Here is a 20,744-nt window from a genome sequence, read left to right on the forward strand (position 1 = left end):
CTGGTTTCCGAAATCGTGATCGTCATCGCGATCGCCATGACGGGGGCTGTGTCTTGACCCAGCGTTGGGGCCTCAATGCCGCACTCTTCTCGGTAAAATGCTTTGTGGGCGCGATGCTCGCGTATTGGATCGCGCTGCGGATTGGGCTGACACGGCCTTACTGGGCGGTCGCCACCGCCTATATCGTCGCGCAGCCGCTCGCGGGCGCCGCTGTATCCAAGGCGGTGTTCCGGCTGATCGGCACGGTGCTGGGCGCCGTTGCGGCGGTGGTGCTGGTGCCCAATCTGGTCAACGCGCCCGAATTGCTTTCGCTTGGGCTCGCGTTGTGGCTAGGCCTTTGCCTCTATATCGCGCTTCAGGACCGCACGCCGCGCAGCTATCTTTTTCTGCTCGCCGGCTACACCGCAAGCATCATCGGCTTTCCGAGCGTTGAAGCGCCCGGCGCGATCTTCACCACCGCAATTCTGCGCGTGCAGGAGATTTCGCTCGGTATCGTTTGCGGAAGCTTGGTGCACGCGGTGATCCTGCCGCAGACCGTGACGCGCCAGTTGGTAACTCGGATCGATGCGATCCTCGGCGATGTCGAACGCTGGACCCGTGACGCGCTGGGCGAGGCGCAAGACGGATCGCTCGACAGGGATCGGCGGCGGCTGGCGCTCGACATCAACGAACTGCATCAGCTTTCCATACATCTGCCGTTCGACACCGCGCGCTTCCTGCCGCGCGTGCGCACGGTGCGGGCGTTTCAGGATCAATTGTCGCTGATCCTGCCGCTGGCAAGCGCGACTGAGGACCGCATCGCTCAGCTGCGCGCGATCGGGGCGCTGCCCGACGCCGCCGAGGCGCTGATCGGCCGCATCAGCGCTTGGCTCACGATGCCGCCCCAGGACGTACGTGCGCGCGCGGAGATCACGTCAGCGCTTGTCGCCGAAGCTCGCGCTCTCGAACCGACCGCCGCCGCGCCGCTGCAATGGAAAGACGCATTGCTGCTGAGCTTCGCGGGGCGCGCGGCAGAGCTGATCGACGCGCATCATGCGGTGCGCGATCTGCGGGACCAGATGCGTTCGCCCAGCCGGCGCGCGATAAGCCCGGTCGTCACCGAAATGCTTGCGCAGACGACACGCCGCACCTTTCACCGCGATCGCCCGGCCGCACTGAGAGCGGCGCTGGGCACGACGGCGACGATCCTGATCGGCTCGGCCTTCTGGATCGGCACTGGCTGGGCCGATGGCGCCGGCGCGGTACTGATATCTGGCGTCGCCTGTGCGCTGTTCGGCGCGAGCGACGATCCGCGCCCGATGATCCTATCGTTCCTGTGGGGCACGATCATTGGCGTCGGGCTGGCTGCGATCTATGCCTTCGCGGTGCTGCCCCGGGTCACGGATTTCGTCACGCTGGTGGCCGTGCTGGCGCCGGTGCTGTTGCTGGTAGGGACCTTTCAGACGATGCCGAAAGCATCGCTCGTCACCACCGGGGTTATACTTGGCTTCATCAATATCGTTGGCTTGAACGACCATTACGCCGCCGATTTCGCCGCCTTTGCCAACGGATCTCTGGCGCAGATCATCGGGACGGGGTTCGCCGCAGTGACCGTGGGGCTGTTTCAGGTCGTCGGCGCGGAGCGCAGCGCAGCGCGCATCATCGTTGCCGGCTGGCGGGATCTTGCACGGCGCAGCGACCTGCCGGGCCGCCCCGACGTCACCGGATGGGTGAGCAAGATGCTCGACCGGATTGGCCTGCTCGCGCCCCGGCTAGCAGCGATCGGAGAGGATTCCGGCCGCCCGATGCTCGATGCGCTGCAGGATCTGCGCGTTGGTGTTACGGTCGGCCAGCTTCGCGATCTGCGGATCGATGCGGGTGGCGCGTCGGCGGCGTTGATCACGCCGGTGCTGCGCGGCGTTGCGCGTCACTATGCCGAACGGCGGCTCGATCAGCCACCCCGCGATGATCCTGCGCTGCTGGAGGGAATCGATCAGGCGATGCAGGTGTTCTCCCATGCCGAAGACGGTGATGTGCGACGCCGCGCCGTGCTCGCGCTGACCGGCTTGCGACGCAATCTGTTTCCGGCTGCCCCGGCATATTGCGCGATGGCGGCGGCATGAGCGGCGAGATCAGCATCGCCGGCGTCTATATGCCGGGCCTGCTTCTGCTGGCGATCGCGGCGCTGGTGTTAACTGCGGTGCTGACGCGTTTGCTCGGGTTGATCGGCGCGTATCGTTTGATCGCCTATCGCCCGCTCGTTGACGTGGCGCTTTACGTCATCGTGCTAGGCCTGCTCGTTATTCTCTTCGTACCGGATGCACCGCTGCCATGAACCGCTACTTCGCCCCCTTAGGTCGTCTCGCCGCGACGCTCGTACTGGTGGCGATCGCGACATTGATCGCGTTGTGGTTGTGGCGGCGGTACGAGGTAGATCCCTGGACCCGCGACGGGCGGGTGCGTGCCGATGTGGTGCGCGTCACGCCTGATGTCGGCGGACTCGTCACCGAAGTACGTGTGCGAGACAATCAGCAGGTCAATCCCGGTGACCTGCTGTTCGTCGTCGATCGTCCGCGTTATGCGTTGGCGCTTGAACAGGCTAATGCCGCGATCCAGTCCGCGCGCGCGACGCTTGGGCAGGCGCGGCGCGAGGTGAATCGCGATCTAGCGCTCGGCAATCTCGTCGCGACGGAGGTGCATGAGCAGAATGTCGCACATGTCGCGACCGCGCAGGCCGCGCTCGCCCAGGCCGAGGCGCAGGCATATGGCGCGCGCCTCAATCTTGCCCGCACCAACATCAAGGCGTCCGTCGCGGGTACGGTGACCAATCTTGATCTGCACCGCGGCGATTTCGTCGCGGCGGGCCAGCAGGCAATGGCGCTGATCGATCGTGAAAGCCTGCGTGTCGAGGCCTATTTCGAAGAGACCAAACTCGGCAGCATCCGCGTCGGTGACAAGGCGCACATCAAGCTGATGGGCGACGATCGCATGGTATGGGGCCATGTCGAGAGTATTTCCGCCGGGATCAGCGACAGCGAACTCACCAACACCGGCAACCTGCTGCCCAATGTGAATCCGACCTTCAACTGGGTGCGACTGGCGCAGCGCATTCCGGTTCGGATCAGGCTGGACAAGGTGCCCGCCGATTTGCGTCTCGTCTCGGGTCGCTCGGCGACTGTCACGATCGTGCCGCATACGGAGCCGAAGACGTGAAACGACGCGCACTTGCGATTGCGGCATTGTTGACTGGCTGCGTCGCGGGGCCGGACTATCACCGGCCGGATCGTGCGGTCGTCGACGCGCCCGCGGCACAGGGCAAATTCGACGCCGCACACGATCCGGCGTTCGCAGATGCACCGCTGCCCGATCGCTGGTGGCGGCTCTATCGCGATCCCGCGCTCGATATCGTGGTGACGGACGCGCTCGCGGCCAACACCGATCTGCGCCTCGCCGACGCGAACCTGCGCGCCGCGACCGCCGTGGTCGATCAGGCGCTTGCCGGGCGCACCGTGCAAACGTCGATCGATGCGGGCGTGGCGCTGGCACGGCCCTACGCGACCGAACTGCCCCCGACGGGAGAGGCGACCTACAGCGCGACGATCGGAGGCGCATTGCCACTGGATCTGGCAGGCCGCATCCGCCGCACGATCGAAGCGTCGCGCGCCGATGCGGAGGCGGTCGCGGCGGTGCGCGATCAGGTCCGCGTAACGGTCGCGGCCACTGCGACGCGCGCCTATCTTGCCGTCTGCGCCGCGAATATGCGCATCGCGGCGGCGACGCGCGTGATCGGCATCCAGCGGCAGACGTTTGGCGCGACGCAACGGTTGCAAAAGGGCGGCCGCGGCACCGCCTTCGATACGACGCGTGCCCGCGCAGCGATGGAGCAGAGCGAAGCGCTCGTCCCGGCGTTGGTCGCCGCGCGGCAGGCCGCGCTCTATCAACTCGCCGCGCTAACCGGAAAGCCACCTGCCGACTATTCCCGAACTGTCGAACGTTGCGCCGTGCTCCCCGCGATCGTCGGGCCGCTCCCCGTCGGCGACGGAGCGGCGTTGCTGCGCCGCCGGCCGGATATACGCGCGGCCGAGCGACGGCTGGCCGCTGCCACCGCGAGGGTCGGCGTTGCCACCGCGGCGCTCTATCCACAGATCAGCATCGGCGGTTCGATCGGTTATACCGGCCCGTTGAGCGCGCTGGGCGAGCATCAGGACCTCAATTTCAGCCTCGGCCCCCTGTTAAGCTGGAGCTTTCCGAACCGCCGGATCGCCCGTGCGCAGATCGCGCAGGCCGGCGCCAATGCCGATGCGGCGCTGGCCATGTTCGATGGCACGGTGCTGGGCGCGCTGCGCGACGTTGAGACGGCGCTATCCGCCTTTGCGCGCGGGCGCGATCAGGTCGCTGCGCTCCGCCGTGCGCGTGACAGCGCCGCGGTCGCGACCGCGCAGGCGAACAAGCTGTTCCGCTTCGGCCGCGGCGATTTTCTCAGCCTGCTGAGCGCGCAGGCGACGCTAGCCAACGCCGAGGTTACGCTGGCAGCGGCACAGGCATCGCTGGCTGATGCGCAAGCGCAACTGTTCCTCTCGCTTGGCGGTGGGTGGGGCGACGAAGCGGCTCCGGCAGCGAAACCGCGAGAATCGTAACGTCAGGCGACCGGCGCGCCGCCCAGCGCCTTCACCAACGCGATGCTGGCGCGCATCCGGCTGGTTTCGACCGCGATCAGCGCCCGCTCGGAATCGAGCGCTTCGGTCTGCGCGGTGACGACCTCCAGATAGTCGGCGGCGCCGTCGTGATAGCGGGTCAGTGCCAGATCGCTGGTGCGCTGCGCTGCGTTAGCGGCGTCGCGCTGCTCCACCGCCTGGGTCGCCAGGTGGCGGGTCGCGGCGAGCGCATCCTCCACCTGGCGGAACGCGGCAAGCACGGTATCCCGATAATTCGCCGCGGCTTCGTCATATTGCGCGCGCGAGAGCTTGATTTGCGCGCTTCGGCGGCCCCCGTCGAACAAAGTCGCCACCGCCGACAGCGGCCCAAGCCCCCAGAAGGTGCTGGGCGTGGAAAGCAGCGACGGTCCGATTGTCTGCCATCCGCCGGAAAGTCCGAGCGAGAGCGACGGAAACCAGGCCGCGCGCGCCACACCGATTCGGGCGTTCGCACCATACATCCGCCGCTCGGCCGCCGCGATGTCGGGCCGCCTTTCGAGCAGCGTCGATGGCGCTGCGGCCGGGACGGCGAAGGCGCCCGGCTGCTGGATATGCGGCGTAATCGCAAAGTCGGAAGCGACAACGCCGATCAGCGCGGCGATCTCATGCTCCGTCGCCGCGCGCTGGTTGGCGACCGCCGAAATCTGCGCCCGCGCGTTGGCCAGCACCGTGCGGGCGCGGTTAACGTCTACGCCCGAGGCGATGCCGCCGTCGTGGCGTGTCGCGGTCAGGTCATAAGCGCGTGTGAACGCGTCGACCGAGCGGCGCAGCAGATCGGCTTCGGTATCGAGCCCGCGCAGCCGCGCATAGGCATCCGCGACCGATGCTTGCAGGCTGAGCCGCGCCGATGCGAGATCGCCCGCGCTGGCCTGTGCATCGGCGCGCGCTGCCTTCACGTTGTTGCGTACGCGCCCCCACAGGTCGATCTCGTAATCGAGGGACGCGCCGACGACATAGTTGTCGTAGGTTTGCGCGGTGCTGTTGCCGAGCGGGCGGTTTGCCGAAAGCCGCTGCCGTCCTGCCTGCCCTTCGGCACCGATCGTGGGGAACAGATCGGCGGTGCTGACTCGCGCCGCTGCGCGGGCCGCGTCGTATCGTGCCAGCGCCGCCGCCAGCGAGGGCGCGGCCTGGATGGCGCGCGTTTCCAGATCGTTGAGCACGGGATCGTTGAACGCGATCCACCAGTCGCCGCGTGGCGCGATATCCTGCGGGTTTGCCGCGGCCCAGCCCGGCACTTCCTTATAGGCGGCGGGCGTAGCGATCGCCGGCGGGCGATAGGCCGGAGCCATCGAGCAACCGGCCAGCGACAGCAGCAGCAGCGGCGCCTTGGCGTGCAACTGCTTACACGGCATGGCCGGCGCCCTGCACACGCACGTGATCCCCGGTGCGGATCGCATCCGGCGGCGTATCAACCACGCGATCGGAGGCGGCCACGCCCTGTGCGATCGTCACCGTCTTGCCCTCGTCGCGTGCGATGGTGACGGGCTTCACCGTCACGCGCCCGCGCGCATCCACCGTGGCGACCGTCGGCCCATCATTGCCATAGATGATCGTGCTGCCTGGCAGGCTCAGCGTGTTGCCACTGCCGGGGCCGGTGCTGAACGAAACCTGCGCGAACGCGCCCGGCTTGAGCGCGCCGTCTGGGTTAGGCGCCTGAAGTTCCACCAGCACAGCGCCAGATTGCGCGTCCACCGCCTGCGCGCTGCGGGTCATCGTCGCGGGGAAGCTGCGGCGGGGGTATTCGGGCAGTGAAAGGGTCGCCGTCATTCCTGGATGGACTGCCGCCGACGCACCCTGCGGCACCCGCACGAATACACGCACGCGGCTGGCGTCCGATACAGTGAACAGCGCCTGCGATGCGGCGTTGCCCGCGACGACGAGCTGCCCGATCTGTGCGGCACGGCTCGTCACTACGCCGTTGAACGGCGCATACAGGCGGGTGAAGCCTTGTAATGCGCGCAACCGGCGGACGTTGGCGAGCGCGGCATTGGCGAGTGCTGACTTGGCGGCGAGATCGCCCGCCTTCTCGTCTGTCTCCTGCCGCGATACCGCGTCTTTCGCCAGCATCGTATTCCACCGTTGCGCCGTAGTGGCGGCGAGCTTCTGGTTGGCGAGGGCGGTCTGATAATCCGCACTCGCCTGGGCGAGTTGCTGGTCGACCTCCGGGGCGTCGAGGATCGCTAGCGGCTGGCCGGCGTGCACGTGATCCCCGATATCTGCCAGCCAGCGGCGGACGTAGCCGTTGGTCCGCGCATAGATCGCCGCGCTGTTGAGCGCCTGCACGTTGCCCGGCAGCACCAGCGCCGCCCCCTCCCCGCCGCGCGCCGGGCGAACGATCGCGACCGTGGGAATAGCCGCGTTGCTCGAAACCTGCTTCAGGTCCCCCGTAGCGCTTATCCGGCTGGCGATGCCGGTGGCGGCTATTGCTACTGCGGTAATAGCGGCGACGATGCCGACGCGCTTCAGGGTGCGCGGGCTGGGGCCGGCGGCGGGCGGCGGGGGCGTATCGGACATATCAGCCATGGGCGGGGTGCATCTCGACGGTGGGTTGCCGGGTCGCGCCCGCGCGCTTTCGATGCGCGAGCGCGAAGACGGTGGGTACGAAGAACAGCGTGGCGATCGTGGCAAAGAGCAAACCGCCGATCACGGCGCGGCCGAGCGGGGCGTTCTGCTCCCCGCCGTCGCCGAGGCCGAGCGCCATCGGCCCCATGCCGATAATCATGGCGAGCGCCGTCATCAGCACCGGGCGGAAGCGGACCATCCCCGCCTCCAGCGCCGCCTGCGTCGCATCGCCCAGCGCATCCAGCCGCTCGCGCGCAAAGCTGATGACGAGGATCGAATTGGCCGTCGCAACCCCCATGCACATGATCGCGCCCGTCAATGCCGGCACCGACAGCGTGGTGCCGGTGGTGAACAGCATCCACACGATCCCGGCGAGTGCCGCGGGAAGCGCGGTGATGATGACGAACGGATCGAGCCAGCTCTGGAAGTTCACCACGATCAGCAGATAGATCAGCACGATCGCCCCGGCGAGCCCGAAGCCGAGGCCAGAGAAAGCGGTGTTCATCGTCGCATATTGCCCGCGCACCGTGACCAGCGCGCCTTTCGGCAGCTCCTTCTCCAGCGACTTGATCGCACGCTGCACGTCGCCAGAGATCGCGCCGAGATCGCGCCCCTGGATCGAGGCGTAGATATCGACGACCGGCTGGATATTGTAATGCGACACGACCGGCAGCGTATTCGACCGACGGATATCCGCCAGCCCGCCCAATTGCTGCACGGCGCTGCCGGCGGCGCCCGAGATGGGCACGTTGCCAAGATCGCTCATCGACCCGACCAGATATTCGGGCGCCTGCGCGATTACCGGATAGGAAACGCCCGATTTCGGATCGACGAAGAACACCGGCGCAGACTGAGCCGTGCCCGCGAGCGAGGCGGAAAGACTGTTGGTGACGTCGCGTTCGTTCAGCCCATATTGGCCGATGCGCGAGCGATCGACGTCCACGTCGAGCTGGGGCGAGCGACCCGGCTGCTGGATGCGCGCATCCGCCAGCCCGGGAATCGTCGCCATCTTCGCGAGCAGCTTCGCCGCATAGGCGCGGTTGGCGGCCAGATCCTTGCCCGAAACCTGCACGTCGATCGGCGCGGGCGCGCCGAAATTCAGGATCTGGCTGGTGATGTCGGCGGGCAGGAACGAAAAGGTGACGCCGGGGAACCGGCGCGGCAGCTCCCGCCGCAGCGTGGCGACGATCGCATCGGTCGGCCGATGCCCGTCCTTCAGCGTGACGAGGATATCGCCGTCCTGAGGGCCGATCGTGCCGCTGTTGTTATAGACGGTGTTGAGCGAACTGACCGGCAGGCCGATATTGTCCGCGATCGAGCCGAGTTCGTCCGCCGGGATCACCTCTCGCATCGCGCGGCCGATGCGATCGAAACCGGCGGCGGTATCCTCGATCCGCATGCCCATCGGCATGCGCACATGCATCGCGATCTGCCCCGAATCGACACTGGGGAAGAAATTGCTGCCCAGCCACGGGAACAGCCCGAACGACACCAGCACTATCGCGAGAAAGCCGATCAGGAACGGCTTGCGCGCGCCCAGCGCCCGTCCGAGCATCCCGCCATAAGCGGCGCGCGCGCGAGAGAATTGATGCTCGAACCCGCGCTGGAAACGCACCAGCGGATTGCGCGAGCGCGCGTTGCCGGCGAGATGCGCGTCCTCGCCCATCCGGTGCGGCTTCAGAAGGAACATCGCCATCGTCGGCACGAGCGTGCGGGAAAGGATGAACGAGGCGATCATCGAAAAGACGACGGACAGCGCCATCGGCACGAACAGGAAACCCGCGACGCCCGGCAGGAAGAACATCGGCACGAACACGATACAGATGCATAGCAGCGAAACGAACGCCGGCGTGACGATCTGCGCCGCGCCGTCCATGATCGCCTCCGTGACGCCCTTGCCCTGTTCGAGATGCCATTCGATGCTTTCGATCGTCACCGTGGCGTCGTCCACGAGAATGCCGACCGCCAGCGCCAGCCCGCCAAGCGTCATCACGTTCAGCGTCTGACCAAACGCCGCCAGCGCCGCGATCGCGGCCAGGATCGCGAGCGGGATCGAGATCGCGATGATGATCGTCGATCGCCACGATCCGAGGAACAGCAGGATCATCAGGCTGGTCAGGCCGGCCGCGATCGCGCCTTCCTGCACGACGCCCTTCACCGCGCCCTTCACGAAGATCGACTGATCGCCGATCGGCAGGATCTTCAGCGTATCGGGCAACGTCGCGGCGATACGCGGCAGCGCCTGCTTCGTCCCCTCGACGATCGCCAGCGTCGAGGTGGTGCCGTTCTTCAGGATCGTGAGCAGCACCGAACGCTTGCCCTCGACGTGCACGATATTGGTCTGCGGGCCGTTGCCGTCGCGGACGTGGGCCACGTCCCGCATATAGATCGTGGCGCCGTTGACGACCTTCACCGGCAGGTCGTTCAGCGCGTCGATGGAGCTGGGCGCGTTGTTGAGCCGCACGCTATATTGCGTCGGCCCGATGTTGACGAAGCCTGCCGGGTTGATCTGGTTCTGCGCCGCGACCGCGTTGGCGACGTCCTGCGCAGACAGCCCTTTCGATTGCAGCGCCAGCGGATCGAGATCGATCTGCACCTGCCGCTGCTTGCCGCCGGAAGGATAGGGCATCGCCAGGCCGGGGACGGTGACGAGCTGGGGGCGGATCTGGTTCTGCCCCATATCGAACAATTGCTGCTCGGACAGCCCCTTGCCCGACAGGGCGAGTTGCAGGATCGGCACGGTGGAGGCGCTGTAGTTCAGGATCAGCGGCGGCGTGGTGCCCGGTGGAAGCTGTCTCAGCACCGATTGGGAGATCGACGTTACCTGCGCGGTCGCGGTGCGGATATCGGCGCCGGGCTGGAAATAGATTTTCACCACGCCGATGCCCTGAAGCGACTGGCTTTCGATGTGCTCGATATCGTTGACCGTGGTCGTCAGCGTGCGTTCGTAGGAGGTGATGATGCGGTTCGACATATCCTCCGGCGCAAGGCCGGAATACGTCCACGCCACCGCGATCACCGGCACCCTGATATTCGGGAAAATGTCCACCGGCGTGCGAAATGCCGCCATCGTGCCGACGATCGCGATCAATATGGCCATCACGATGAAGGTCAGCGGCCGGGTGAGCGCGATCCTGACGATGCCGATCATTCAAAACTCTCGCATGCGCCGTATCGGCCTGACGCCGACCGGCGGATAAAACGCCTCTCCCCGAAAAACGGCGAACGCCGCGCCTGCCCGCCCGGTCGGACAGCAGCGTTCGTTCACCGAGGCGCGCCAATGCGCTCTTGGTTGGGTCGCGTCTAATATATAATATGGCTCGATTGATACGTTGTGAGACTTGATCGATGGACCTGCGCCACCTGCGATATTTCCTGTGCGTGGCGGAGGAGATGCATTTCGGGCGGGCGGCGCAGCGGCTCGGCATCTCCCAGCCCCCGCTCAGCCAGCAGATCCGCGCGCTGGAGGATGAGCTGGGCGTGCGCCTGTTCGATCGCACCAGCCGGCGGGTTCGGCTGACCGAGGCGGGCGAACTGTTCCTGCCGGAGGCGCGGCAGACGCTGGCGCAGGCCGATCACGCGATCGAGACGGCGCGGCTTGCACGCCGCGGCGAGCTTGGACGGCTGCAGGTCGGTTTCACATCCTCCGGGCCGTTTACCCCGCTCGTCGCCTCTGCGCTGTACCGCTTCCGCGAGACGCATCCCGATGTCGAGCTGACGCTGCGCGAACTCGGCCGTGACGAGCAGATCGAGGAATTGCGACGCGGCGGGCTGGATATCGTGCTGGTGCGTAGTGCGGAACCTCCCGTGTTGCCGCCCGGCACCGACGCGCGCTGCATCGTCAACGAGGATATGGTGGTGGCGATGCGCGCCGGTCATCCGCTGGCAGATCGCGCGGAAGATCCCACGATCGCGGACCTCGCGGGCGTGCCTCTCGTGCTCTATGCCTCCCCGCTGGGCGCCGGCTTCAACGAGCATTTCTTCCGCCTGTGCCACGAGGCGGGGTTCGAGCCGGATATCGCGCATGAGGCGAGCAGCTTCGCCACCCTGCTCGGGCTGGTGGCGGCGGGCTTCGGCGCGACGATCCTCGCACGGTCGCTGGAGCGGCTGCATCTGGAGAATGTGGTTTATCGCCGGCTGATGGCGCCGATCGCCAGCCGGCTGTGGCTGATCCATGGCGCGTCGCTATCGCCGACCGGCCAGGCATTTCGCGACGTGATCGACGAATTACGGCTTGACGCGGACGGGCAAACGTAAGGATCACGAAAGGCGAAGGCACAAAGGCGGCATATCCGGTGTTGTGCGACAGCCAACAGCCGCCGCCGAAGAACAGGAACGAAGGACGCGCATGGTCGACGAACACGATCCGCTCCCCGCGTCTCAAACGCAGGCCTATGAACAGCCGCCGCGTCGCCGGACGTGGCTGATCGTCGCCGTGATCGTCGCGGTCCTCGCGCTGATCGCGTTCGGCGCGAATCGCATCGCCAAGAGCGGCGGCAACCGCAGCGGCGGGCGCCCGGCGGCGGCGGTATCGGTCGGCAAGGCGACGCTGACGGACATCCCGGTCAGCGTCACCGCCCTCGGCACCGTGCAGCCGATCGTCACCGCGACGGTGCGCGCCCAGCTCGCCGGCACCTTGTTCAAGCTGTTCTTCAAGGACGGGCAGATGGTGCGTCAGGGGCAGGTGCTGGCGCAGATCGATGCGCGCCCATACCAGCTGGCGCTGGCGCAGGCGAAGGCCAACCTGGCGCGCGATCAGGCGCAGCTTGCCGGCGCGCAGGTCGATCTCAATCGATACGAGACGCTGTTGAAGCAGGATTCGATCGCCGCCCAGCAGGTCGATACCCAGCGGGCCACCGTTCGCCAGCTGACCGGCACTGTCGCCGCTGATCGCGCCGCGATCGGCACCGCGGAGCTCAACCTCAACTATACCTCCGTCAAATCCCCGATCACCGGCCGCGCCGGCATCCGCCAGGTCGATATCGGCAATTACCTGACGCCGTCGGACACCAACGGCATCGTCGTGGTGACGCAGCTCGATCCGATCGACGTCGGGTTCTCGCTCCCGCAGACACAGCTCTCGACGATCGGACACGCCGCCGGCAGCGGCGCCGGCCTGCCGGTCGACGCGCGCGACCAGAACGACAATCACAGTCTCGCCAGCGGCCGTTTCCTGACGTTCGACAATCAGGTGGACACCACCACGGGCACGGTGAAGGCGAAGGCGCGCTTCGACAATGGCGGCAACGCGCTGTTCCCAAACCAGTTCGTCAACATATCGATGCTGGTGAACACGCTGCGCGACGTCGTCACGGTGCCGGTCGGCGCGGTGCGGCACGGCGCGCCCGGCGACTTCGTGTTCGTGCTGCAGAAGGACCGCACGGTGAAGCTGGTGCCGGTGAAGATCGGCGCCAGCAGCAATGGCAAGGTCGCGATCCTATCCGGGTTGCAGGCGGGCGCGACGGTGGTGACAGAGGGGGCGGACGGGCTTGAGGACGGCTCGGCCGTGCGCCTGCCCGGCGACAAGGGCGGCCCCGGCGCGGGCGGCAGGCGTGGCGGCTCGGGCGCGGGGCAGGGGCGGCAGCATCGCGGCCAGGGCAACCAGGCCGGATGACCGATAGGGCCGCGTCCGCCGCGCCTGCGCCGCGGGAGGCCCCCGGCGGGCCATCGCGCGCGTTCATCATGCGTCCGGTCGCGACGACGCTGCTGATGGTGGCCATCCTGCTTGCGGGGCTCGTCGCCTATCGCTCGCTACCGCTCTCCGCGTTGCCCGAGGTCGACTACCCCACGATACAGGTCTCCACCCTCTATCCCGGCGCCAGCCCGGACGTGATGGCGCTGACCGTCACCTCTCCGCTGGAGCGGCAGTTCGGCCAGATGCCGGGGCTGACGCGGATGACGTCCACATCCTCCTCCGGCGCGTCGGTCATCACGCTGCAATTCCGGCTCGACCTGTCGCTCGATATCGCGGAGCAGGAGGTGCAGGCGGCGATCAATGCGGCGAACACGCTGCTGCCCGCCGATCTGCCCGCGCCGCCGATCTATGCCAAGGTCAATCCGGCAGACGCGCCGATCCTGTCGCTCGGCGTCACGTCTGCCACGCGCCCGCTGGGCGAAGTGCAGGGGATCGTCGAGCGGCAGTTCTCGAACAAGATCGCGCAGGTTTCCGGTGTCGGCCTCGTTTCCATGTCCGGCGGCCAGCGCCCGGCGGTGCGCATCCAGGCGAATGTCGCCGCGCTCGCCGCGCGCGGGCTGTCGCTGGAAACGATCCGCACCGCGATCGGCAATGCCAACGCGAACGCGGCGAAGGGCAGTTTCGACGGGCCGACCAAGAGCTGGACGATCGATGCCAACGATCAGCTTGCCGATGCGGCGAGCTACAGCAGCCTCGTCATCGCTTTCGCCAATGGCGCGCCGGTGCGCCTGTCCGATGTCGCCAAGGTCGTGCAGGCGACCGAGAACGTGCGGCTCGGCGCGTGGATGAACGGCAAGCCCGCGGTGGTGATCGACGTTCAGCGCCAGCCGGGCGCGAACGTGATCGGCACGGTCGATGCGATCCAGGCCGCGCTCCCCGATCTGGAGGCCCAGCTTCCCGCCGACGTTCATGTGACGGTGCTCACCGATCGCACCACCGGCATCCGCTCTTCCGTGGCGGACGTGAAGCTGGAACTGGTGCTTGCGGTGCTGCTGGTGACGCTGGTGATCTTCCTGTTCCTGGGATCGCTGCGCGCGACGGTGATCGCCAGCATCTCCGTGCCGCTGTCGCTGGTCGGCGCGTTCGCGGCGATGTATTTCCTCGGCTTTTCGATCAACAACCTCACCTTGATGTCGCTGACGATCGCATCGGGCTTCGTCGTCGATGACGCGATCGTGGTGCTGGAGAATATCGCGCGCCATATCGAGGAAGGGATGCGTCCGTTCGAGGCGGCGCTGAAGGGCGCGAGCGAGATCGGCTTCACGATCATCTCGCTTACCGTCAGCCTGATCGCGGTGCTGATCCCGCTGTTGTTCATGGGCGATGTGGTCGGCCGCCTGTTCCGCGAATTCGCGGTGACGCTGGCGGTGACTATCCTCCTTTCGGCGGTGGTGGCGCTCACGCTGGTGCCGATGCTTTCCGCGCGCTGGCTGAAGCCGGAGCATGAGGAGCGGCAATATCGCGTCTCGCAGGTGACCCGCGACTGGTTCGACCGGCTGGCGAACCGCTATGCGAGCGCGCTCGACTGGGTGATGCTGCGCGGCACGCTGACGATGCTCGTGTTCGCGGGCACGCTCGTCATCACCGCGATCCTGTTCTACGTCATCCCGAAAAACCTGTTTCCCGAGCAGGATACCGGCCAGATCGCGGTTACGACGAGTGCGGCGCAGGATATCGGCTACGCGCGGATGGCCGGTCTCCAGCAGCAGGTGGCGCGCGCGCTGCTCGCCGATCCGGCGGTCGAGAGCCTCAGTTCGGCGGTCGGGGTGGACGGGCAGAACAGCACGCTGTCGCAGGGGCGGATGGTGGTGAACCTCAAGGCGCAAGGGGATCGCGGAAATCTGGGCGATGTGATCTCCTCGCTGGAAAAGGCGGCGGGGGGAGTGGCGGGGGTGCGCACCTACTTTCGCCCGGTGCAGGATCTGACGATCGACACCTCCACCGGCGTCAATGCCTATCGTTTCTCGCTTCAGGGCGCGGACGAGGCGCAGGTGGACGAATGGGGCGCGAAGCTCGCCGCCGCGCTCAAGAACGACCGCCATCTGCGCAACGTCACCTCTAACGTGCTGGCGAACGGCAGCGCGGTGGTGGTGGACATCAACCGCGATACCGCCGGGCGGCTGGGGCTGAGCGCGCTCGCGATCGACAACGCGCTGTACGACGCATTCGGCCAGCGCATCGTTTCGACGATCTACACGCAGTCCAGCCAGAACCGCGTCATCCTGGAGGCGCAGCCGGGCAGCGTGACCGATCCGCAGGCGCTGGGCGATCTGCGGATCCCGCTGTCGGGCGGGACCAGCGTTCCGCTGTCCGCCGTCGCGACGATCCGCACCGCCGCAGCGCCGCTGGTGGTAGCGCGCGAGGCGCAGTTCCCGGCAGCGACGATCGGCTTCGATCTGGCCCCCGGCGTGTCGCTGGGCAGCGCGGTCACGGCGATCGAAAACGCCGAGCAGCAGATCAACCTGCCGAGTGCGCTTTCCACCAACTTCACCGGCGCTGCGAGCGCGTTCAAATCCTCCCTCTCGAACGAGCTGTGGCTGATCCTGGCGGCGATCGTGGTGGTCTATATCGTGCTGGGCGTGCTCTATGAGAGCTTCGTCCACCCGATCACCATCCTTTCCACCCTGCCCTCGGCAGGCATCGGTGCGTTGCTGTTTCTGTGGCTGACGGGATCGGGGCTTGGCGTGATCGGGATCATCGGCATCGTGCTGCTGATCGGCATCGTGAAGAAGAATGCGATCATGATGATCGATTTCGCGCTGGACGCGATGCGCGAGCATGGCGCCGATGCGCAGCACGCGATCCGGCAGGCGGCGCTGTTGCGTTTCCGCCCGATCATGATGACGACGTTCGCGGCGCTGTTTGCGGCGATCCCGCTGATCTTCGGCGGGGGCATGGGGCATGAGCTGCGTCAGCCGCTCGGCATCGCGATCGCGGGCGGGCTGATCTTCAGCCAGGTGCTCACGCTGTTCACCACCCCTGTGATCTTCCTGGGGCTGGAGGAATGGCGCGAGCGCGGCTGGCGCATTCGCCGCCGTCCATCCCGCGAGACATTGCCCGCGTGAACATTTCCGCGCCTTTCATCCGGCGGCCGGTGGGAACGATCCTCCTCACCATCGGCATCATGCTGGCGGGAATCGGCGCTTTCTTCATGTTGCCGGTGGCACCGCTGCCGGCGGTGGATCTGCCGACGATCCAGGTGCAGGCGAGCCTGCCCGGCGCGAGCCCCTCGACGATGGCCTCCAGCGTCGCCGCGCCGCTCGAACGGCATCTCGGCACGATCGCCGGGGTTTCGGAGATGACATCGCGTTCAGGCGTCGGATCGTCGTCGATCACGCTGCAATTCGATCTTTCGCGCGATATCGACGGGGCGGCGCGCGACGTGCAGGCGGCGATCAACGCCTCGCGCGCGGATCTTCCCGCCACGCTCAAGACCAATCCCAGCTATCGCAAGGCGAACCCGGCGGAAGCGCCGATCCTGATCCTCGCCCTGACATCGCCCACGCGTAGCCCGTCCGAAATCTACGACGCGGTTTCCACGGTGGTGCAGCAGAAGCTGCTTCAGGTGCAGGGCGTTGGCAATGTCGAGCTGGGCGGTGCGGCGCTGCCGTCCGTGCGTATCGAGGTGAACCCGCTCGCGCTGTCGCAATATGGCATCGCGCTGGAGGATGTGCGCACCGCGCTGCAATCCGAAAGCGCGAACCGCCCGCGCGGCGTGCTCGATGCGCGCGGCATGAGCTGGCAGGTCTATTCCAACCAGCCGGGCCTGCACGCGGCGGATTATCGCGGCACGGTGATCGCATGGCGCAACGGCGCGGCGGTGCGCCTCTCCGATATCGCCAGCGTCGAGGACGGGCCGGAAGATATCCGCACGATGGGCCTGTTCAACGGCAAGCGCGCGGTGCCGGTCATCATCAGCCGGCAGCCGGGCGCCAATATCGTGCAGGTGGTGGATGCGCTGAAGGCGCAGCTTCCCGCGCTGCGCGCCGCCGTGCCATCGGATATCCACCTCGATGTGGCCAGCGACCGCACGCTCACGATCCGGGCCTCGCTGCGCGAGGTGGAGGTGACCCTGCTGATCGCGACGCTGCTGGTGGTGCTGGTGGTCAGCCTGTTTCTGCGAAGCTGGCGCGCGACGCTGATCCCGGCGGCGGCAGTGATCGCCTCGCTGCTCGGCACGATCGGCGTGATGTATCTCGCCGGTTTCACGCTCGACAATCTCTCGCTGATGGCGCTGACGGTCGCGACCGGCTTCGTCGTGGACGATGCGATCGTGGTTGTGGAAAATATCAGCCGCCATATCGAGGCGGGGATGAAGCCGTTCGACGCCGCGCTCACTGGCGCGCGCGAGGTGGGCTTCACGGTGCTGTCGATCTCGCTCAGCCTGATCGCCGTGTTCGTTCCGCTGATCTTCATGGGCGGGCTGGTCGGGCGGCTGTTTCGCGAATTCGCGCTCACCATGTCGATCGCGGTGATGATAAGCCTCGTGGTGTCGCTCACCACTACGCCGATGCTCGCCTCGCGCGTGCTGCGTAACGAGGAGAGCGAGGCCCGGGTGATGCGCTGGGCGCGGCATGGCTTCGACTGGGCACAGGCGCGCTACGAACGCTCGCTCGACTGGGCGCTCGCCAATCGCGGGGCGGTGCTGCTGCTGCTGGCGGGCACGGTGGCGCTCAACGTCTATCTCATCGCCGTCGCGCCGAAGGGGTTCTTTCCGCAACAGGATACCGGCGGCCTGATGGGCGGGCTGCGCGCCGATCAAAGCATCTCGTTCACCGACATGCAGGACAAGCTGACGCGTATCACCCGGATCGTGAAAAGCGATCCGGCGGTGGCGACGGTGGTGGCCTTCAGGGGCGGATCGCGCGCGGGCGGCGGCTTCATGTTCGCAACGCTCAAGCCGCGCGACCAGCGCCCCCCGGTGCAGGACGTGATCGCGCGGCTCCGCCCGAAGCTGGCGCGGGTGAGCGGGGTGAGCCTGTTCCTCAATCCGGTGCAGGATCTGATGGTCGGCGGGCGACAGACCAACAGCACCTATCAATATACGCTGAAGGCCGACGACCCCGATGTGCTCAAGGCGGCCGGGCAGAAGCTGGTCGATGCGCTGAAGAAGCACCCTGATCTCATCACCGACGTGGATATCGATCAGCAGGATGCGGGCGCCAACGCCTTTGTCGAGGTGGATCGCGACGCGGCCGCCCGGCTCGGCGTGACGATGCAGGCGATCGATGCGACGCTTTACGACGCGTTCGGCCAGCGACAGGTGGCGAATATCTACTCCGGGCTGAACCAGTATCATGTCGTGATGGAGGCGGCGCGCCAGTTCAACGGATCGCCCGCGTCGCTGGCCAATATCTATCTGCCGCTCACCCCCCCGGTGAACGCTGCGGCTCCGGCAACGCCGGTCGCGCAGGCGCCCACCGCCGCTGATGGCACCAGCGCTGCCGCCAATAACACGAGTGCCACGACGGCGACCGCGAGCACGACCGCCACCACGCCCGGCGCCGGTGGCACCGGGGCGGGGGGATCTGCGGTGGCTGGCGGCAGCGCGGTGAGCACGGCGGCACGCACGATGGCGCCGCTATCGGCCATCGCGACCTGGTCGACCGGCTCCACCAACGCGGCCGTCAGCCATTCAGATGGCGAGCCATCCGCAACCGTTTCGTTCAACCTTCCGCCCGGCGTGTCGCTCGGACAGGCGTCGCAACTGATCGCGCAGGTTCAGGGGGGGCTCGCATTGCCAGCAACCGTGCATGGCGAGTTCGGCGGCACCGCCAAGGTGTTCGCGCAATCGACCGGATCGATGCCGCTGCTGATCGTCGCCGCGCTGCTCGCGATCTACATCGTGCTCGGAATCCTCTATGAAAGCGCGATCCATCCGTTGACGGCGCTTTCCACGCTGCCGTCCGCCGGGGTGGGCGCGATGATCGCGCTGATCGTGACCAGCGGGCAGTTCGACGTGATAGCGCTGATCGGCATCATCCTGCTGATCGGCATCGTGAAAAAGAATGCGATCATGATTATCGATTTTGCGCTGGAAGCGGAGCGCGGCCGGGGCCTGGCGCCGCTGGCGGCGGTGCGCGAGGCCTCGCTTCTGCGGTTTCGCCCGATCCTGATGACGACGCTGGCGGCGGCGCTGGGCGCGCTGCCGCTGGCGATCGGATTCGGCGATGGCGCGGAGCTGCGCCGCCCGCTCGGCATCGCGATCTTCGGCGGGCTGGTCGCCAGCCAGCTCATCACCCTGTTGACCACCCCTGTCGTCTATCTGGCCCTCGATCGCTTCCGGCGCCGCAACGGCGCGCAGGAGCGCGCACTGGCGCGTCACGGCGACATTCCGCTTGCTCCCGGAGCCCCCGCATGAAGCGCGTCCTGCCTGTCGTTCCGGCCCTGCTCCTCGCGGGGTGCAATCTCGCTCCGGCCTATCGTCCGCCCACGACGGTCGCGATCCCGTCATCGTTCAAGGAAGCGCCGGGCTGGGCGGCCGCGAATCCCGGCGACGCCGCCCCGCGCGGCGCGTGGTGGAATTTGTTCAACGATCCGGCGCTCGACGCGCTGGAGCGCAAGGTGGAAGTCACCAATCAGAATGTCGCCGCCTCCCGCGCGGCTTATGAGGCGGCGCGCGCGCTGGTGCTGGTGCAGCGTTCGGCCTTGTTCCCGACGATCACCGGCTCCGCCAGCGGGCAGCATTCGGGCGCCTTTTCCGGCGGCACCGCATCCAATCTCGGTACGGGCGGCACCGTCACCACTTCCGGCTCGCGCTTTTCGCTGAGCATCGGGGGAAGCTGGGAGCCGGATCTGTGGGGCAGGCTTGGCAACGCCGTATCGCAGGCGAAGGCGACGGCGCAGGCCACCGCAGGTGATCTCGCCAACGCCACCTTGTCGGCACAGGGGGAGGTGGCGACCAACTATGTCGATCTGCGCGGGATCGACGCGCAGCGGGTGCTGCTCGACGCGACGATCAAGGATTATCGGCGCGCGCTGACCATCACGACGAATCAGTACAAGGCCGGCACCGTCGCCAGCTCGAACGTTTATCAGGCGCAGACGACGCTCAGCAATGCGCTCGCCTCGCGCCAGACGCTGGATCAGCAGCGCGCGGTGCTCGAACATGCGATCGCCGTGCTGGTCGGAGAAAATCCATCCACCTTCTCGATCCCCGCCGTCGCATGGCAACCCGTCGTGCCCGCCGTGCCGGGCGTCGTGCCCTCGACCCTGCTACAGCGGCGGCCGGACGTGGCGGCGGCGGAGCGCCGGGTGGCGGCGGCCAATGCCAATATCGGCATCCAGCGCAGCGCCTATTTCCCGACCGTCACGCTGACGGGCAATGCGGGGACGAGCGGGAGCGCCGTGAACCAGCTGTTCTCGGCAGCCACCAGCCTGTGGTCGTTCGGGCTGAACGGATTGATGACGCTGCTCGATTTCGGTGCGCGGCGTGGACAGGTGCTTCAGGCACGCGCGCAATATGATCAGGCGGTCGCGACCTACCGCCAGACGGCGCTTACCGCCTTCCAGCAGGTGGAAGACAATCTCGCGGGCGTGCGCGTGCTCGCCGACGTGACGCGCAGCCGCGCCGAGGCCGCCACGGCGGCGGTGAAGGCGGAGCGGACGATCACCAACCAGTATCTCGGCGGCATCGTGGATTACGGGCAGGTGATCGTCGCGCAGACGACCGCGCTGAGCGCGCAGCAAACGCAGATTCAGGCGGTCGTCAATCAGCAGACGTCCGCGATCGCATTGGTGCAGGCTATCGGCGGCAACTGGAACGGCTGCACATCGGACAGGCCGGCGGCCTGCTGACAGGCGGTGAAGCGGCA

The 20,744-nt window shown here is 67.1% G+C and carries 12 protein-coding genes; 9 read left to right on the forward strand and 3 right to left on the reverse strand.

Annotated features, from left to right (window positions below):
- Positions 1 to 53 precede the first annotated feature (53 nt).
- Genes ACM61V_RS05555 through ACM61V_RS05570 form a run of 4 tightly spaced genes read left to right on the forward strand, consistent with a single transcriptional unit; the run spans position 54 to position 4,616 of the window.
- A complete protein-coding gene (locus tag ACM61V_RS05555) occupies positions 54 to 2,102 on the forward strand; it encodes an FUSC family protein (protein WP_419713871.1) in 2,049 nt (682 codons plus the stop codon).
- Complete coding sequence (locus ACM61V_RS05560; RefSeq protein WP_137786813.1) at positions 2,099 to 2,314, forward strand: DUF1656 domain-containing protein; 216 nt, start codon at positions 2,099 to 2,101, stop codon at positions 2,312 to 2,314. The genes ACM61V_RS05555 and ACM61V_RS05560 overlap by 4 nt, the downstream gene beginning before the upstream one ends.
- Positions 2,311 to 3,192, forward strand: coding sequence for an efflux RND transporter periplasmic adaptor subunit (locus tag ACM61V_RS05565; protein ID WP_419713872.1), 882 nt, complete (start codon positions 2,311 to 2,313; stop codon positions 3,190 to 3,192). Before ACM61V_RS05560 ends, ACM61V_RS05565 begins: the two co-directional genes overlap by 4 nt.
- Positions 3,189 to 4,616, forward strand: a complete 1,428-nt coding sequence (locus ACM61V_RS05570; protein WP_249341545.1) for an efflux transporter outer membrane subunit — start codon at positions 3,189 to 3,191, stop codon at positions 4,614 to 4,616. The genes ACM61V_RS05565 and ACM61V_RS05570 overlap by 4 nt, the downstream gene beginning before the upstream one ends.
- Positions 4,617 to 4,618: 2 nt before the next feature.
- Here the strand turns inward: ACM61V_RS05570 and ACM61V_RS05575 are convergent, their stop codons facing one another.
- From ACM61V_RS05575 to ACM61V_RS05585, 3 genes are read right to left on the reverse strand one after another with little or no spacing between them, the layout of a single operon-like run.
- Positions 4,619 to 6,025: an efflux transporter outer membrane subunit gene (locus ACM61V_RS05575; protein ID WP_137786811.1), complete on the reverse strand. Its 1,407-nt coding sequence runs from the start codon at positions 6,023 to 6,025 to the stop codon at positions 4,619 to 4,621.
- Positions 6,015 to 7,196 carry an efflux RND transporter periplasmic adaptor subunit gene (locus ACM61V_RS05580; RefSeq protein ID WP_137786810.1) on the reverse strand — a complete coding sequence of 394 codons (1,182 nt, stop codon included), beginning with the start codon at positions 7,194 to 7,196 and terminating at the stop codon, positions 6,015 to 6,017. Before ACM61V_RS05580 ends, ACM61V_RS05575 begins: the two co-directional genes overlap by 11 nt.
- On the reverse strand, positions 7,189 to 10,386 hold the full coding sequence (locus ACM61V_RS05585) for an efflux RND transporter permease subunit (RefSeq protein WP_419713873.1): 3,198 nt from the start codon (positions 10,384 to 10,386) through the stop codon (positions 7,189 to 7,191). Before ACM61V_RS05585 ends, ACM61V_RS05580 begins: the two co-directional genes overlap by 8 nt.
- A 197-nt stretch (positions 10,387 to 10,583) precedes the next feature.
- Between ACM61V_RS05585 and ACM61V_RS05590 the strand changes: the two genes are divergently transcribed.
- The 5 genes from ACM61V_RS05590 to ACM61V_RS05610 all read left to right on the forward strand — a co-directional run bounded on the left by ACM61V_RS05590 (position 10,584) and on the right by ACM61V_RS05610 (position 20,727).
- Positions 10,584 to 11,492 carry a LysR substrate-binding domain-containing protein gene (locus ACM61V_RS05590; protein ID WP_137786808.1) on the forward strand — a complete coding sequence of 303 codons (909 nt, stop codon included), beginning with the start codon at positions 10,584 to 10,586 and terminating at the stop codon, positions 11,490 to 11,492.
- Between the two features lie 91 nt (positions 11,493 to 11,583).
- Positions 11,584 to 12,849, forward strand: a complete 1,266-nt coding sequence (locus ACM61V_RS05595; RefSeq protein ID WP_137786807.1) for an efflux RND transporter periplasmic adaptor subunit — start codon at positions 11,584 to 11,586, stop codon at positions 12,847 to 12,849.
- On the forward strand, positions 12,846 to 15,995 hold the full coding sequence (locus ACM61V_RS05600) for an efflux RND transporter permease subunit (RefSeq protein WP_137786806.1): 3,150 nt from the start codon (positions 12,846 to 12,848) through the stop codon (positions 15,993 to 15,995). Before ACM61V_RS05595 ends, ACM61V_RS05600 begins: the two co-directional genes overlap by 4 nt.
- Positions 15,992 to 19,291 carry an efflux RND transporter permease subunit gene (locus ACM61V_RS05605; RefSeq protein WP_419713874.1) on the forward strand — a complete coding sequence of 1,100 codons (3,300 nt, stop codon included), beginning with the start codon at positions 15,992 to 15,994 and terminating at the stop codon, positions 19,289 to 19,291. Before ACM61V_RS05600 ends, ACM61V_RS05605 begins: the two co-directional genes overlap by 4 nt.
- Entirely contained in the window at positions 19,288 to 20,727 is a 1,440-nt protein-coding gene (locus tag ACM61V_RS05610; protein WP_137786804.1) for an efflux transporter outer membrane subunit, read from the forward strand. The genes ACM61V_RS05605 and ACM61V_RS05610 overlap by 4 nt, the downstream gene beginning before the upstream one ends.
- Positions 20,728 to 20,744: the final 17 nt, after the last annotated feature.

The sequence above is a fragment of the Sphingomonas sp. TX0543 genome (assembly GCF_048565505.1).
Lineage (GTDB): Bacteria > Pseudomonadota > Alphaproteobacteria > Sphingomonadales > Sphingomonadaceae > Sphingomonas.